Raw genomic sequence first — 15315 nt, 5'->3', positions numbered from 1 at the left:
CGGCCGCCCCATGCCTCAGCGATGCGCTCCTGCGGCCTGCTCTTTCGATGTCTTGCTCGAAGAAGACGAGGCGAAGCGCGCGCAGGCCTCTTGAAAGAAAGGCGAGCGCAAGAGCTTCATCTGGACCAGACGCTCCTGTTCCAGCTGATCGTGCAGCGTGGTGTCCGGTGCCGCATCGAGCAGCTCGCGGGTCGCGCGCAAGGCGGCGGAAGGAATGGCCGCCAGCTTGCGTGCGAGGGCCATGGCCTCTTCCATCAGCACGGCATCGTCCACGCACTTCCAGACCAGGCCCCAGGCCTGCGCCTGCTCGGCCGGGATCCGCTCGCCCAGCAGCGACATCCCGAAGGCACGCGAGCGGCCGACCCTGCGCGGCAGCTGCCAGGTCGCGCCGAGATCGGGAACGAAGCCCAGCATCGGCGCTTGCGGCAGCATGAAGTAGGCGGAGCGCCCGGCCAGCACCAGGTCCGCGGCCAGCGCCAGGCCCGCGCCGCCGCCCACGCAGGCGCCATGGACGGCGCTGATCACCGGCACCGGCGACGCGGAGAGGGCCTCGACCAGCGGATTGAGCGTCTCCTGCATGCGCAGCCCGATGTCTTCCTCGCCGTCCTGCGCGAGGCCGTTCACCAGCGAGGCCGCGGCCGCGAGGTCGGCACCGGCGCAGAAGGCCCGCCCGTTGCCGGTGAGGATCACCGCGCGGGCCCCCTCGCGAATCGCGCCTTGCAGCGCGGCCAATCCCAGCGTGCCCGTGTCGCGCGTCAGCGCATTGAGGGCCTCGGGGCGGTCGAAGGCGATGGTGGCGATGCCGTCTTGCAGGGTGGTCTTGATCATGGTGTCGCAGGCGTCGAAGTTGGCAGGGCACCTTAGCGCCGAGGCCGTCCGGCGTCTTGCGGCAGGACGCTGCCGCTCGCGCAGTGGCTGCACGCAAGACGCGCGGGTGGCCCGTTCCTAAGATGAGTCGATGACCCACACACCCAAATCCATCCCCGCGAGCGTCCTCGTTTTCGGCGCCAGCGGCTTGATCGGCGGTGCCGTCGCACGGCATCTGCGCGACGTATCGCCCCAGACGCGCCTGCGGCTGGTCACGAGCAGGGAAAAGAAGGCCGCGCAGCTGCGTGCGCGCTTTTCCGATGCCGAGGTGATCGTCGCCGACTACCTCGACCTTCCCGGCATGATCCGGGCGTTCGACGGCATGGAAGGGGCCTTCGTGGTCACGCCGGACTTCCTCGACGAGACCGCGGCCATGATCAACGTCGTGGCCGCCGCGCGGCATGCCGGCACGCTCAAGCACCTGGTGCGCGTGACCGGCGATCCATCGAGCGTTCACACCGAGGACGACGTGCCGCTGAACCTGCGCGCCTTCGATGGCGGCACCGCGATCCAGCATGTGCGCGCGCGCCGGGTGATCGACAGCGCGCGGCTGCCCGTGACCTATCTCAACATCGCGGCCTACCTGATGTCGGACTTCACGCGGCTGTTCTTCCGCAGCCTCGTCAACGAACGCACGCTGCTCGTGCCCTACGACCGCACCATGGCCTTCATCGACGACCGCGACGTGGGCAAGGCCGGAGCCTGCCTGTTGCTGTCCGCGAACGGCCACCACCTCGGCAAGGTCTACCAGCTCGACAACGGCCACGACCTGATGACCTTTCGCGAAGCGGCGGCGCTGCTGGGCGAGGTGCTGGGCGAGCCCATCGCCTACGACGATTCGGTCGAGCGCTACGTGCGGTCCTTCGGCCCGCTGGCCGAGGGCAAGGACGTGAAGCTGCGCTACTTCCTGCAGTACATGGAGTGGGAGCGCGGCGCCTCGACCATCTGGCGCAGGAGCGACATCCTCGAGATGCTGACGGGGACTCGCGGCGGGACGCTGCGGATATGGATCGCCGAGAACAGGGCGGCTCTGCTCGGCGAGGCTCCGAAGTCCGTGGGCACAGCGCCTGCCTGACTTCCGGTGGAAGCCGGCAGGGCACGTCAAGGGAGTGGCTGGAAAGATTCAGGGGCAGTCGGACGGTGCGCTCTCCCCGGCGAACCGGTCCGCCATCCACCCCAAGGCGAGTGGCCAGCCCAGCAGCATGCCGCTGACGTGCTCCGTGATGCCGATGGTGCGGAAGCTCACCTTCGCGCCGGCGGCGCACCAGTCGGTGAACAGCTGTCTGCTGACCGGGTACGGAACCACCTCATCGAGCAGCCCCGCATACAGCAGTGCGGGAACGGTGGGCGCCACCGAGCCGGTGCGGTTCTGCGCCAGGCGGGCCTTCCAGTCCGGGCGATCGAGGATGCCCGGTGGATCGACCAGCACCGCATCGCTGGTGCCGGGATAGCTGGCCACCATCTCGATGAAGCACTTCCTGTCGCGCGCATCCGCCACCACGTGCCGCCCATAGTCGGTGAGGAGGGATGGCAGGTCGAGTTCGGGGTAGGCCGCGTTCATGCCCATCAGCATGTAGATCATCGCGCCGCCGAAGAGGCCGCCGTTGTTCTGGGTGTAGAAGCGTCCGTCGATGCGGGCCGGTCCGGCACCGGCCGCCACGCCCTTGAGCTTCAGCATCGGCGCGTAGCCGGGCTGCAGCTCGGCGGCCCAGGCCGAGGCGTGGCCGCCCTGGGAGTAGCCCATGATGCCCACGGGTCCGGTGGCCGACAGGTTGGCCGCGGTCAGTTGCTGCGCCGCCAGCGCGGCGTCGAGCACGGCCTGTCCTTCGGATCTTCCGACCAGGTAGGGCTGGTCGCCCGGCGTGCCCATGCCCTGGTAGTCGGTCATCGCGATGGCCCAGCCCCGTGCCAGTGTCAACGCAGGGGCACCCAGCAGCACCTCGTACTCGGTGCCGATCGCATATTGATGCGAGGGGGCACAGTTGTCCGCCATCCCCTGCGTGCCGGTCGCCCAGGCAATGAGCGGACGGTTGCCGCCGAACCAGGGGGTCCAGGGGACCAGCACGGTACCGGTGACGGCCACGGCATTGCCGCTGGCGTCGGCGGACTTGTACATGATCTGCCAGCCCGAGGCGAGCAGGCCGACCGGCACGAAGGGGCGCGAACGAATCAGGGTGCCGTGCGGTCCCGGCGGCAGCGGGGCGGGCGGCGTGTAGAAGGCGTCGTTGCGCGGGTCGTCCAGCGGCCCCGCCATCGTGGGCGGGGACCCGAGGCCGAGCAGGGCCAGTGCCGCAACGGCCCAGGCCAGCCGGAGCCGGCAGGCTCCGACGATGGTTGCAGGCGCGGCCGTCATTCGGGAAAGAACTCCGACACCATCTTGACGCTGCCGTCCTTCTGCCTGACCTCCTTCAGGCCGTTGAAGCTCACGTAGTCGGACACCACCTTCCACTTGCCGTCCTGGATCTGCGAGAGCCGCGAATAGGGGCTGCCCAGTCGCCTGGTGGCGGTGAAGCTGGCCTCTGGTGCGCCGAAGATGTCCCGTGGGATCACGATGCTGTCCATCGCCTTGATGAAGCTGTCGGTGCCGAGGTCGGGCCCGGCCTTCAGGGCCGCGCGTGCAAAGGCATCCGCGCCGTAGTAGCCGTACACCGCGAAGGTGTTGGGCTCTTCGCTGAAGCGTTCCTTGTACTTGTTGGCCCAGGCGCGCACCTGGGGCGATGCGTCGTCCAGGTAGGGGTGTTGCGCGGTCATGATCGCGTACAGGCCGTCCATGTTCTTGCCGCCCAGTTTGTGGATCAGGTCGCTGTAGGCGGCCGAGGAGGTGACGAAGACCGGGTTGAAGCCGGTCTTGCGTGCCTCGGCGATCGTGCCCACGGTCTCGCGGATCACGGTGCCCATCATCACGAGGTCGCAGCCCGCCGCCTTCATCCGCGCGACCTGCGAGGAGAAATCGGTGGCTCCGCGCTTGTAGGAAGTCTTCTCCACCAGCGCCATGTTCACGAGCTTCAAGCCGGCCTCGCTGCCGCGCAGCACCTCCTGGCCGAAGTCGTCGTCCTGGTAGATCACGCAGGGCTTCTTCAGTCCCTGCTCCTTGACCAGCCGTGGTGCCGCGGTGCGCATCTGGTCGTAGTTGGTCGCGAAGAACGCGAACTTCAGGCGGTTGACGGGCTCGTACATCTCGCGCGCCGCGCTCACCGGGAGGAAGCTGATGACGTTCTTCTCGAGCTGCAGCGGCATCGCCGCCAGGCTCGGTGCCGTGCCGAGAACGCTGGTCAGCAGGAAGACCCTGTCCTGGTTGATCAGCTTCTGCGCGGCCAGCACCGACTTCTTGGGGTCGTAGCCCGAGTCCTCCACCACCAGCTTGATCTTGCGGCCTTCGATGCCGCCCTGTTCGTTGATCTCGTCGAAGCGCAGTTGCAGTCCGTTGCGCAGTGCCTTGCCGTAGCTGGCGGCCGGGCCGGAAAGATCGACGATCGTGCCCAGCCTGATCTCGGTCTTGCTCACGCCCTGGTCGGCGTTCTGGGCGCGTGCGAGTCCGACGCTCAGGACCATCAGGGCCAGGACGGCGAAGCGGTTTCGTTTCATGGATGTCTCCTTCTTGGGGGATGGGATCGAACAGGCCTACCGGTACATCGCTTCGATTTGCGCGGCGTACTTTTCTTGCACGAGCTTTCGCTTGAGCTTCATCGTGGGCGTGAGCTCTTCGTCCTCGGCGGACAGCTGCGTGTCGAGCAGAAAGAACTTCTTGATCTGCTCGACGCGGGCGAATTTCCTGTTCACGCGATCGAGCTCGGACTGGATCAACTCCTGGACCTGCGGTGCGCGTGTGAGGCTCGCGTAGTTGGAGAAGGGCACGTCGCTGTCCTGCGCGAACTTCTCGACGTTCTCCTGGTCGATCATGACGATCACCGTGAGGTAGGCGCGCTTGTCGCCGATGACGACCGCATCCGTGATGTAGGGCGAGAACTTGAGTTCGTTCTCCAGCTCGCTGGGCGTGATGTTCTTGCCGCCGGCCGTGATGATGATGTCCTTCATGCGGTCGGTGATGCGGAAGTAGCCCTCGTCGTCGACGACGCCCACGTCCCCGGTGTGCAGCCAGCCTTGCGCATCGATGGTCTCGGCCGTCTTGGCGGGCTGGTTCAGGTAGCCCATGAACACGTTCGCACCGCGCACCAGGATCTCGCCGGTGTCCGGGTCGATGCGCACTTCGTTGTGGGCGGTTGCCGGCCCGATCGTGCCGAGGCGGATGCGCGCGATCGGGTTGCAGGTCGAGGCGCCACCGGTCTCGGTCATGCCCCAGATCTCCACCATCGGAATGCCCAGGGCGAGATACCAGCGGATCAGCTCGGGCGAGATCGGGGCGGCGCCGGTGACCAGGAAGCGCGCGCGATGGATGCCGATCAGCTTGCGCACGTTGTTCAGCGCGAGCCAGCGCGCCAGCGTGAACTTCAGCTTGAGCGTTGCGCCCACCGGATCGCCGGCCAGCACCCTGTCGGCGATCCGGTTGCCGACGCCGATGCTCCACGCATAGGCAGCCTGCTGCAGGGCACTGGCCTCCTTCAGCGCGATCACCACGCCCGAATGGAACTTCTCCCAGATCCGCGGTACGCCCGCGAAGACCGTCGGCGAGATCTCGCGCACGTTCTCCGGCACGGTCTCGGGGTTCTCCACGAAGTTCAGCACGGTGCCCGTGAGCAGACCCATGTAGGCACCGAAGATGCGCTCGGCCGCGTGGCACAGCGGCAGGAAGCACATGCGCTGGTCTTCCTCGTTCTGCGGGAGGATCCCGTGCATGCCGTGAAGGCTGTAGACCAGTCCCGCATGGCTGTGCATCGCGCCCTTGGGCTTGCCGGTGGTGCCCGAGGTGTAGATCAGGATGGCCAGGTCGGCCGGCCTGCATGCCTCGACCCTGCGCATCAGTTCGTCCGGATGCCGTGCCACGTAGGCCGCCCCGAGCTCGCGCAGCGCGGCGAGGCTGAGCACCCCGGGATCGTCGAGCTCGCGCAGGCCCTTCATGTCGAAGACCACGATCCGCGTCAGGCCGGGCAACTGCCCGCGCACCTCCAGCGCCTTGTCCAGTTGCTCGTCGTCTTCCACGAACAGGAAGCGCGTGCCCGAATCCGCGCACAGGTACTGCACCTGGCTCGCGGCATCGGTCGGATAGATGCCGTTGGACACGCCGCCGCAGGACAGCACGGCCATGTCGGCCAGCACCCATTCGACGACCGTGTTGGAGAGGATGGAGGCCGTGTCGCCGGGTGCGAAGCCCAGGCTCATCAGGCCGCCGGCGATCTCGCGCACGGCGTCGCCCGTCTGCCGCCAGCTCCAGCTGCGCCAGATGCCCAGCTTCTTCTGGCGCAGCCACGTGCGCGATCCGCGCTGGTCCACGCCATTCCAGAACAGCCCCGGAATCGTGTCGCCGGGCGGCAGGGCGCGGGCATCGGGCCGGATGAGGTGGGCATTCCAGAGCACGGACATCTCTATCTCCAGGTCTTCTTCTTTTTCCAGCGCCGCTCGCCGCGAACGCCGGCTTCCTTCATGCCGAGGTAGAACTCCTTGATGTCGTCCTTTTCCCGCAGGCGCGCGCAGGTGTCTTCCATCACGATGCGGCCGTTCTCCAGCACGTAGCCGTGGTCGGATGCGTTGAGGGCCATGTTGGCGTTCTGCTCCACCAGGAGAATGGTGGTGCCTCGTTCGCGGTTGATGCGGACGACGATCTCGAAGATCTCCTTCGTCAGCCTGGGACTCAGGCCCAGGCTGGGCTCGTCGAGCAGAATCAGTTCGGGCGCGGCCATGATGGCGCGCGAGATCGCGAGCATCTGCTGCTGGCCGCCCGAGAGCAGGCCGGCGTCCTGCGCCGCGCGGTCCTTCAGGATCGGGAAATAGCGGTACACCACTTCCAGGTCGCGCGCCACGCCGTCGCGGTCCTGGCGGGTGTAGGCACCCATCGCGAGGTTGTCCTGCACCGACAGCAGCGGGAACACCTCGCGCCCCTCGGGCACATGCGAGAGCCCCTGCCGCACGATGTACGCGGGGTCCTTGCCGTCGATGCCCGCACCCTTGAACTCGATGCTGCCCTTGCGCGGATCGATGATCCCGGAGATGGTCTTCAGGATCGTGGTCTTGCCAGCCCCGTTCGAGCCCAGCACGGTGGCGATCTCGCCGCGCCGCACCTGCAGGCTGACGCCACGGATGGCCTTGATCGGACCGTAGGCCGATTCGATGTTGAGCAATCTCAGCACGGCCGGCTCGCTCTCGCTGTCGATCGATGCGTTCATGCCGCGACCTCCCTGCGCAGGCTGCTGACGTCGTCGATCGAGCCGAGGTAGGCCTCGATCACGCCCGCATCGTTCTGCACTTCGCGCGGCGTGCCCATGGCCAGCACCTCGCCGTGGTGCATCGCCAGCACGCGGTCCGACACCTTCGAGACCAGCGCCATGTCGTGCTCGACCATCAGCACGGTGATGCCCAGTTCGTCGCGGATGTCCTGGATCCAGAACGCCATGTCTTCGGTTTCTTCCACGTTCAGGCCCGACGACGGCTCGTCCAGAAGCAGCAGCCTGGGTTCGGTGCACAGGGCGCGCGCCAGCTCCACCACCTTGCGCACGCCGTAGGGCAAGCCTGCCACCAGGGCGTCGCGGTGGTGCTGCAGGCCGAGGAACTCGATGACTTCCTCGACCTTCTCGCGCGTTTCGATTTCGGCCCGGCGCACCTTGCCGAGGAAGAGCATCTCGCTCCAGAGGCCACTGCGGTGATGGGTATGGCGCCCGATCAGCAGGTTGTGCAGTACCGTGGCGTGCTCGAACAGCTCGATGTTCTGGAACGTGCGCGCGATGCCCAGCGAGGCGATGCGGTGGGGCGGCTGGTCGGTGAGCAGCCGGCCCTCGTATTCGATGCTTCCGGACGTGGGCGTGTAGATGCGGCTGATCAGGTTGAACACCGTGGTCTTGCCGGCGCCGTTGGGACCGATCAGCGTGAACACCTCGCCGCGTTGCACCTCGAAGCTCACCTTGTTGACCGCGAGCACGCCGCCGAAGCGCACGCTGAGGTCCCTGGCTGCGAGCAGGGGGGAAGAGAGGTTCGGGCTCATTTCAGCCGGTCCGATTTCTGGAAGGATTTCTGCCGCTTGAACAGGCCGCGGCGGTAGAACGGAAACAGCTCGAGGTACGTGCGCACCTTGAGCCAGCGGCCGTACAGGCCCAGCGGCTCGAACAGCACGAAGCCGATCAGCACCACGCCGTACACCACGCTCTGCAGGCCCGGCGCCTGGCCGATGGCCGCCGGCAGGTAGTCCTTGGTCAGCGAGATCGCCTGGGGCAGCGTGATCAGGAAGATCGCGCCCAGGAACGCGCCGTGCACGGACCCCAGCCCGCCGATCACCACCAGCAGCAACAGGTCGATTGACTGCAGCACGCCGAACTGGTCGGGCGAGATGAAGGAAATCTTGTGCGCGTACAGCGCGCCGCCAATGCCCGCCAGCGCTGCCGAAAGCGCGAACGACAAGGTCTTGTAGCGCGCCAGGTGAATGCCCATGCTCTGCGCCGAGACCTCCGAATCGCGAATGGCCACGAAGGCCCGGCCCGTCGGCGAACGCAGCAGGTTGAGGATGGCCAGCGTCGAGGCCACGCAGATGAGCAGGCACAGGAAGTAGAAGCCCGTCGCCGTGTCCACCTTGAAGCCGAAGAGGTCGGGATGCTTGACGTGCAGGCCCGCGTTGCCGCCGGTGACCGACTCCCAGCGCGCCATCACCTCTTCCACGATGAAGCCGAAGGACAGCGTCGCGATGCCCAGGTAGATGCCCTTCACGCGCAGCGCGGGCAGCCCGACCACGGCGCCCACCGCCGCCGACAGCAGGCCGGCCAGGGCCATGGCGATGGGAAAGGGAACGCCCATGTTGGTGAACACCCCCTGGGTGTAGGCCCCGACGCCGAGGAATGCCGCCTGGCCGATGGAGAACAGGCCGGTGAAGCCGGCCTGCAGCATCAGCCCCAGGCCCACGATCGCGTAGATGAGCACGAAGGTCATCTGCGCCAGCCAGTACTCGGCGATGAGCCACGGCGCAGCGACCAGCAGCACGGCCAGCGTGCCGTACCAGAACACATGGCCGCCGTGCCGGGCGAGGTCGACATCCTGGCCGTAGCCGGTCTTGAAGAGGTATTGCATGTCGTCGTTCCTCTGTCTCAGACCTTCTTGCGCAGCTTCTCGCCGAACAGGCCGTTGGGCCTGACCATCAGCATCGCCAGCACCACGATGTAGGCGGCCGTGTCCTTGAAGCCGTCGGGCAGGTAGAAGCCCGAGAAAGACTCCACCAGGCCGATGACGAGGCCGCCGACGATGGCGCCCGGCAAGCTCCCGAAGCCGCCGATCACCGCAGCGGGAAAGGCCTTGAGCCCGATGAAGCCCATGTTGGCGTGCACGAAGGTGATCGGCGCGAGCAGCAGGCCGGCCGCCGCGGCGACGGCGGCTGCGAGTCCCCACACCAGTCCGTTGAGCCGCTGGACCGGGATGCCCATGTAGTAGGCGGCCAGCTGGTTCTGCGAGGAGGCCTGCATCGCGATGCCGACCTTGCTGTACCTGAACATCGCGAACAGCAGCAAGCAGAGCACGGCCGTCGCGCCGATCACCGTGGCCTGCTCGCCGTTGAGAACCAGCGGGCCCACGTTCCAGACTTCGTCCTTGTAGGGAACCGGCAGCGCGTGGGTTTCGGTGCCGATGCCGGGCACCATGGTGACGAGCCCGCGCATCACGTAGCTGATGCCGAAGGTCAGCATGACGACGGAGAACGCCGGTTGCCCCAGGATCGGGCGCACCACGATGCGCTCGAGCAGCACGCCGAACAGCGCCATCGCCGCGATGGCACTGACCACCGCGATCCAGTACGGCACGCCCAGCAGCGTCGTCAGCGCCAGGCCGCAGAAGGCGCCGAGCATCATCAGCTCGCCCTGCGCGAAGCTGACGGTTTCCGTGGCCTTGTAGATCAGCACGAAACCCAGCGCGATCAGGCCGTAGATGCAGCCCTGCGAAACGCCCGAAAAGGCGAGTTGTACCCACTGCAAGAGATGTCTCCTTCTCGGCCGGTTCATCCGGCCTTTGTCGTGGCGCGAACCTTAGGGCTTCGATGGCGCGCGGTCTTGCGTCGAGACGTTGTATGCAGCTGCCATGCGCATGCGGCGACCGATCGACCCGATCGGCAGGCGGTGCACGCGCGGACCATCAGCTTGTCGAGCGCGTCCGCAAAACGCTTGCGCCGAAGCGCCGTGTTGCGCAGTGCTTCGGCGCAAGACCTGCTCGCCTTCGTTCGATAGCCTTGCGTCGACCACGGCGTGCACCGAATGCCGCGCCCCGAAAGAAGAGGAGCGATCGATGAAAGAGACAACCGACGACCTGCGTGCCGAGTACATGGCGCTGGCCGACCTGGCGCGCAGCCTGAGCCCGGCGCAGTGGAGCCAGACCACCGCCTTCTACGGATGGAGCGCCTGGGACGAGATCGCCCACACCTGCTTCTTCGACGAAACCGCGCTGCTGTCGGCGACCGATAGCGACGCCTTCGCGCGCGATGCCGCGGGCCTGATGGCGCGGATCGCGGCGGGCCACGAGATCAGCGCGATCGCGCGCGAGAAGTACGCCCACCTCGATGGCGCGTCGCTGCTGGCGCGGTGGGAGCCGGTCGCCATGCGGCTCGTCGACGCACTGCAGTCCCTGGCCCCGAGGACGCGCCTGCCCTGGTACGGGCCCAGCATGAGCGCGCTGTCCTTTGCCTCGGCCCGGGTGATGGAGGTCTGGGCTCATGGCCAGGACGTGTGGGACCTGATGCGACGCGAGCGGCCGGCCACCGCGCGGCTGCGGCACATCGCCCATATCGGCGTGAATACCTTCGGCTGGACCTTCGTCAATCGCAAGCTGACCGTGCCGGTGCCCACGCCGCGCGTGGAGCTGGCCGCGCCCGACGGCGGCACATGGACCTGGGGCGATGCGGCCGCGACGGAGTTCGTGCGTGGGTCGGCCACGGACTTCTGCCTCGTCGTCACGCAGCGGCGCCACCTGGACGACACCGCGCTGCGCTACAGCGACGGCAGCGCCCGCCAATGGCTGTCGATGGCGCAGTGCTTCGCGGGTCCTCCCGCGCAGGGACCGGCACCGGGCGTGCGCAAGGTCTCGTACCCCTCCTGACCCGGCGATCGACGGCAGCGACTGCGCGCAAGACGATTTGCACCCGCTTGCCTAAGCTGCTTTCTATCCCTTCAAGGCAACCGCAAATGGCAACCATCGAATCGAGTGTTTCTCCGGGCAGCGAGACCTTCCAGTCCAACCGCGACGGCATGCTGTCCCTCATCGAGCGCGTGCGCGGCTACCAGCAGCGCTCGGTCACCACATCGGCCAGATCGCGCGAACGCTTCGAGAAGCGCGGCCAGCTGCTGCCGCGCGAGCGCCTGTCGCTGCTGCTCGATCCGGGCACGCCGTTTCTCGAGATCGGCTCGCTGGCCGGCCTCGGCCTGGACAACCCCGACCTCGAGAAGAGCGTGCCGGGCGGCGGCGTGATCGGCGGCATCGGCTGGGTCTCCGGCGTGCGCGTGATGATCAATGCCTCCGACTCCGGCATCGATGCGGGCGCGCTGCAGCCGATGGGCATCGACAAGCAGTTGCGCATGCAGGAAATCGCGCTCGAGAACAAGCTGCCCTATATCCAGCTGGTCGAATGCGCGGGCGCCAACCTCATGACCTACCGGGTCGAGGAATTCGTGGTCGGCGGCAACCTGTTTCGCAACATCGCGCGCATGTCGGCCGCGGGCCTGCCGGTGATCACCGTCACGCATGGCTCCTCGACGGCGGGCGGCGCCTACCAGACGGGCCTGTCGGACTACATCGTGATGGTGCGGGGCCGCTCGCGGGCCTTCCTGGCCGGGCCGCCGCTGCTCAAGGCCGCCACCGGCGAGGTCGCGACCGAAGAGGAACTGGGCGGCGCGGTGATGCACACCCACATCTCGGGCCTGGGCGACTACCTGGCCGAAGACGACCGCGATGCCATCCGCATCGCACGCGAGATCGTCGCGAACATCGACTGGCATCGCGATGTGCCGCCCGAGCCGGCGCGGCGCTTCAAGCCGCCGCGCCACGATGCGGAAGAGCTGCTGGGCATCATGCCGATGGACCCCAAGCGCCCGGTCGACATGCGGCAGGTGATCGCACGCATCGCAGACGACTCCGAGTTCCTGGAGTTCGGCGAGAACTACGGCAGCGCCACGGTGGTCGGCCACATCAAGATCGAGGGACTGCCGCTGGGCGTGGTGACCAACAACGGGCCGATCGACGTGGCCGGCGCCTCCAAGGCCACGCACTTCATCCAGGCCTGCTGCCAGTCGCGCACGCCGATCCTCTACCTCAACAACATCACGGGCTTCATGGTGGGCAAGGACGTGGAGGAGGCCGGCATCATCAAGCACGGCTCCAAGATGATCCAGGCCGTGACCAACGCCACCGTGCCGCAGATCACGATCTTCTGCGGGGCGTCGTTCGGTGCCGGCAACTACGGCATGTGCGGCCGGGGCTTTCATCCGCGTTTCTGCTTCTCGTGGCCCAACGCCAAGACGGCCGTGATGGGCGGCGAGCAGGCAGCCAAGACCATGTCCATCGTCACCGAGGCCGCCATGAAGCGCAAGGGCGCGGTGGACCAGGCCAGGCTCGACGACATGGAGCGCCGGATCATCGAGCGCTTCGACGGTCAGATGAGCGTGTTCCACACCAGCGCGCGGCTGCTCGACGACGGCGTGATCGATCCGCGCGACACCCGCACGGTGCTGGCGGAGCTGCTGTCGATCTGCCGCGATGCCGAACTGCGCAAGCCGCAGCCGATGCAGTTCTCGGTGGCGCGGCCCTGAACGAGAACGACGAAAGACATCATGCAACTGACACCCGAACACGAAGCGCTGCGCGGCACCCTCGAGCGATTCATCGCGCAGGAGATCAACCCGCACGTGGACGAATGGGAGAAGGCCGAGATCTTCCCGGCCCACCAGGTGTTTGGCCGCATGGGCGAGCTCGGCCTGCTGGGCCTGACCATGCCGGTGGAGAACGGCGGCGCGGGCCTCGACCCTTCGTACGCGGCCCTGATGGCCGAGACCCTCGCGAACATCGACTGCGGCGGCGTGCCGCTGGCCATCGGCCTGCAGACCGACATGGCGACGCCGGCGCTGGCGCACCGCGGCAGCAAGGCGCTGCGCGACGAGTTCCTCACGCCGGCGATCGCGGGCGAGTACGTGGCCTGCCTTGGTGTGTCCGAGGTCGGCAGCGGATCGGACGTGGCCTCGATCAGGACCACGGCGCGCAAGGACGGCGGCGACTACGTCATCAACGGCGGCAAGATGTGGACCACCAGCGGGACGCAGGCCGATTTCTGCTGCGTGCTGGCCAACACCTCCGACGGCGCGGCGCATCGCAACAAGTCGCTGATCGTGGTCCCGATGAAGACGCCGGGCGTGAGCGTCGCGCGCAAGCTCAAGAAGCTGGGCATGCATGCCTCGGACACCGCGCAGCTGCATTTCGACGACGTGCGCGTGCCGCAGCGCTACTGCATCGGCGAGGAGGGCATGGGCTTCATGTACCAGATGGAGCAGTTCCAGGTCGAGCGGCTGTGGGGCGCGCTCAACAACGCCGGCATGGCCCAGCGCGCGATCGACATCACGATCGACTACACGCGGGAGCGCAAGGCCTTTGGCCGCTCCATCCTCGACAACCAGTGGGTGCACTACAAGCTGGCCGAGCTCCAGGCCGAGGTCGCGTGCCTGAAGGCGATCTGCTGGCAGGCGGTGGAAGAAAGGGTCGCGGGCCGGGACGCCACGCGCACCGCCACCGTGGCCAAGCTCAAGGCTGGCCGCGTCATGCGCGAGGTGGCCGACGGCTGCCTCCAGTTCTGGGGCGGCATGGGCTTCATGGACGAGAGCCGCATCACGCGCATCTTCCGCGACGGTCGGCTGACCTCCATCGGCGGTGGCGCCGACGAGGTCATGCTGCAGATCCTCAGCAAGTTCATGGGCACCTTTCCCAAGGCGGCCTGAGCCGCGCGTTCGTCGTCTCTTTTCCGGACCCGCTTCCATGACCGACTTCACCTCTACCTCGACGCCTTTCCAGAAGGTCCTCATCGCCAACCGCGGCGAGATCGCGCTGCGCGTGATCCGCAGCGCACGCGCGCTCGGCTACCGCACCGTGGCGGTCTACTCCACCGCCGATGCCGGCGCGCGCCACGTGCTGGAGGCCGACCAGTCGGTCTGCATCGGCGAGCCGCTGCCGGCCCAGTCGTACCTGCGCATCCCGGCCCTCATCGAGGCCGCGCGCCTGAGCGGCGCCGACGCCGTGCATCCGGGCTACGGCTTCCTGGCCGAGAACGAGGACTTCGCGCAGGCCTGCAAGGACGCGGGCCTGGTGTTCATCGGCCCCTCGGCCGAAGCCATCGTGTCGATGGGCAACAAGGCCGGCGCCAAGACGCTGATGCAGGCCGCCGGCGTGCCCTGCATTCCCGGCTACCAGGGCGAAGACCAGGGCGAGCAGCGCCTGGCGTCGGAGGCCGCGCGCATCGGCTTCCCGGTGATGATCAAGGCCACGGCCGGTGGCGGCGGCCGCGGCATGCGGCTGGTGCCCTCGGCCCGGGAGTTTCCCGAACTGCTGCGCAGCGCGCGCTCCGAGGCGCAGAGCGCCTTCGGCGATCCCGAGGTGATCCTCGAGCGCGCCATCGTGGAGCCGCGGCACATCGAGATCCAGATCTTCGCGGACCGCCACGGCAACGCCATCCATCTGGGCGAGCGCGATTGCTCGGTGCAGCGCCGGCACCAGAAGCTGATCGAGGAGGCACCGTCGCCGGCCGTCGATGCCGCGCTGCGCGAGCGCATGGGTGCGACGGCCGTCGCGGCCGTGAAAGCGATCCGCTACGAAGGCGCCGGCACGCTCGAATTCCTGCTCGACCGCGAGGGCAACTTCTATTTCATGGAGATGAACACGCGGCTGCAGGTCGAGCATCCGGTGACGGAGGCCGTCACCGGGCTCGACCTGGTCGAGCTGCAGCTGCGCGTTGCCGCGGGCGAGGCGTTGCCGCTCACGCAGGAGCAGGTGCGCTTTTCGGGCCACGCCATCGAGGTGCGGCTGTGCGCCGAGGATGCGGACAAGGGCTTCATGCCGCAGAGCGGCACGGTCGCGCTGTGGAAGATGCCGGCGCGCTTGCGCGTCGAGGATGCATTGCGTTCGGGCGCGGAGATCCCGCCGTTCTACGACTCGATGATCGCCAAGATCATCGGCCATGGCCGCACGCGCGACGAGGCGCGCCGCAAGCTGATGGCGGGCCTGGAAGACGCCGTCGCGCTCGGCGTGACGACCAACCAGGCCTTTCTGCGCGACTGCCTCGCGCACCCGGTCTTCGCGGCCGGCGGCGCCACCACGGCATTCATCGGGCAACACCAGGAT

The 15315-nt window shown here is 67.6% G+C and carries 13 protein-coding genes; 5 read left to right on the top strand and 8 right to left on the bottom strand.

Annotation, left to right across the window (positions count from 1 at the left end):
• Positions 1 to 15: 15 nt before the first annotated feature.
• Positions 16 to 828, bottom strand: coding sequence for an enoyl-CoA hydratase-related protein (locus AC27VN_RS04275; protein ID WP_490875746.1), 813 nt, complete (start codon positions 826 to 828; stop codon positions 16 to 18).
• Between the two features lie 130 nt (positions 829 to 958).
• On the opposite strand from AC27VN_RS04275, the gene AC27VN_RS04270 reads away from it, so the two are divergent.
• On the top strand, positions 959 to 1942 hold the full coding sequence (locus AC27VN_RS04270; RefSeq protein WP_490875745.1) for an NmrA family NAD(P)-binding protein: 984 nt from the start codon (positions 959 to 961) through the stop codon (positions 1940 to 1942).
• 48 nt (positions 1943 to 1990) lie between these two features.
• Here AC27VN_RS04270 and AC27VN_RS04265 read toward each other — a convergent pair whose 3' ends face one another.
• The 7 genes from AC27VN_RS04265 to AC27VN_RS04235 form a co-directional block, all read right to left on the bottom strand.
• The gene (locus AC27VN_RS04265; protein WP_490875744.1) at positions 1991 to 3121 is read right to left on the bottom strand and encodes a lipase family protein; all 1131 of its coding nucleotides are present in this window, start codon (positions 3119 to 3121) and stop codon (positions 1991 to 1993) included.
• Between the two features lie 95 nt (positions 3122 to 3216).
• Complete coding sequence (locus tag AC27VN_RS04260; RefSeq protein ID WP_490875743.1) at positions 3217 to 4452, bottom strand: ABC transporter substrate-binding protein; 1236 nt, start codon at positions 4450 to 4452, stop codon at positions 3217 to 3219.
• Between the two features lie 36 nt (positions 4453 to 4488).
• Complete coding sequence (locus tag AC27VN_RS04255; protein WP_490875742.1) at positions 4489 to 6345, bottom strand: AMP-dependent synthetase/ligase; 1857 nt, start codon at positions 6343 to 6345, stop codon at positions 4489 to 4491.
• Between the two features lie 2 nt (positions 6346 to 6347).
• Complete coding sequence (locus AC27VN_RS04250) at positions 6348 to 7145, bottom strand: ABC transporter ATP-binding protein (protein ID WP_490875741.1); 798 nt, start codon at positions 7143 to 7145, stop codon at positions 6348 to 6350.
• Positions 7142 to 7957: an ABC transporter ATP-binding protein gene (locus tag AC27VN_RS04245; RefSeq protein ID WP_490875740.1), complete on the bottom strand. Its 816-nt coding sequence runs from the start codon at positions 7955 to 7957 to the stop codon at positions 7142 to 7144. The genes AC27VN_RS04250 and AC27VN_RS04245 overlap by 4 nt, the downstream gene beginning before the upstream one ends.
• On the bottom strand, positions 7954 to 9030 hold the full coding sequence (locus AC27VN_RS04240) for a branched-chain amino acid ABC transporter permease (protein WP_490875739.1): 1077 nt from the start codon (positions 9028 to 9030) through the stop codon (positions 7954 to 7956). Before AC27VN_RS04240 ends, AC27VN_RS04245 begins: the two co-directional genes overlap by 4 nt.
• 17 nt (positions 9031 to 9047) lie before the next feature.
• Entirely contained in the window at positions 9048 to 9923 is an 876-nt protein-coding gene (locus AC27VN_RS04235) for a branched-chain amino acid ABC transporter permease (RefSeq protein ID WP_490875738.1), read from the bottom strand.
• Between the two features lie 307 nt (positions 9924 to 10230).
• Between AC27VN_RS04235 and AC27VN_RS04230 the strand changes: the two genes are divergently transcribed.
• The 4 genes from AC27VN_RS04230 to AC27VN_RS04215 form a co-directional block, all read left to right on the top strand.
• Positions 10231 to 11037: a TIGR03084 family metal-binding protein gene (locus tag AC27VN_RS04230; RefSeq protein ID WP_490875737.1), complete on the top strand. Its 807-nt coding sequence runs from the start codon at positions 10231 to 10233 to the stop codon at positions 11035 to 11037.
• Between the two features lie 86 nt (positions 11038 to 11123).
• Positions 11124 to 12743, top strand: coding sequence for an acyl-CoA carboxylase subunit beta (locus tag AC27VN_RS04225; protein ID WP_490875736.1), 1620 nt, complete (start codon positions 11124 to 11126; stop codon positions 12741 to 12743).
• 21 nt (positions 12744 to 12764) lie between these two features.
• Positions 12765 to 13919 (top strand): acyl-CoA dehydrogenase family protein, encoded by a 1155-nt coding sequence (locus AC27VN_RS04220; protein ID WP_490875735.1) that lies wholly within the window; start codon positions 12765 to 12767, stop codon positions 13917 to 13919.
• 37 nt (positions 13920 to 13956) lie between these two features.
• A partial coding sequence (locus AC27VN_RS04215; protein WP_490875734.1) for an acetyl-CoA carboxylase biotin carboxylase subunit occupies positions 13957 to 15315 on the top strand: 1359 nt, incomplete at its 3' end.

The sequence above is a fragment of the Variovorax sp. 20P10.2.4 genome (genome assembly GCF_058244205.1).
This window is presented reverse-complemented; position numbering and strand designations above follow the sequence as displayed.